The 890-nt window shown below is 73.0% G+C and carries 1 protein-coding gene; it reads right to left on the reverse strand.

Annotated elements, in window-relative coordinates; all coding sequences use genetic code 11:
- The coding region (locus AB4Z38_RS25655) for a fibronectin type III domain-containing protein (RefSeq protein ID WP_441432329.1) at positions 1–890 on the reverse strand (890 nt) is incomplete at both ends.

Genomic DNA, 890 nt, shown 5'->3' on the forward strand with positions numbered 1-890 from the left:
ATGGTCTGGGACAGGCTGCTGTCTCCCAATGGCTCCGTCCCCGAAGCCACACCCAGCAAAGCAGAACCAGTGCCGGTGTGGGCGGTGGTGGAGGCTACGGGTGCCCGGACGCCGCCGGTGATCCAGGAGCTGAGCCCGGATTCGAAGCCGCCGTTGGTGATGGTCGTGGTTGTTGTTCCGGTCGGGGTGACGGCTGCCGAGGCCGCGGAGGCCGGGGAGGTGCCGATGGCGTTCGTGGCGGTGACGGTGAAGGTGTAGGCGGTGCCGTTGCTCAGCCCGGTCACGGTTGTGGTCGTGGCCGGGGGTGTCCCGGTGACGGTGACCGGGGCCAGGGTCGTGGCGCCGGCGTGCGGGGTGACGGCGTAGGAGGTGATCGGGGAGCCGCCGTTGGCCGGGGCGGTCCAGGACACGGTGGCGGAGGCGTTGCCCGCGGTCGCGCTGACCCCGGTCGGGGCGGCGGGTGCCGTCGCCCCCGCGGTGGGGGTGACGGCTGCCGAGGCCGCCGACGCCGGGGAAGTCCCGACGGCGTTCGTGGCGGTCACGGTGAAGGTGTAGGCGGTGCCGTTGCTCAGCCCGGTGATGCTCGCGGTCGTCGCGGGCGGGTTGCCGGTGACGGTGACCGGGGCCAGGGTCGTGGCGCCGGCGTGCGGGGTCACGGCGTAGGAGGTGATCGCGGACCCGCCATTGGCCGGCGCGGTCCAGGACACGGTCGCGGAGGCGTTGCCCGCCGTCGCGCCCACGCCGGCCGGAGCGGCGGGTGCCGTCGCCGTCGTTGGGCTGTTGGCGAGGGCGACGTCGTCGAGGTACATCCAGGTGTCATCCGCCGGGCTGGCGCCGTCGAGGTGGACATTGAACCAGAGCACGATGGTCTGCCCGTTGTAGGCGGAGAG

Origin of the sequence: Arthrobacter sp. 2RAF6, from assembly GCF_052115205.1 — a bacterium.
Classification (GTDB): Bacteria; Actinomycetota; Actinomycetes; order Actinomycetales; family Micrococcaceae; genus Arthrobacter.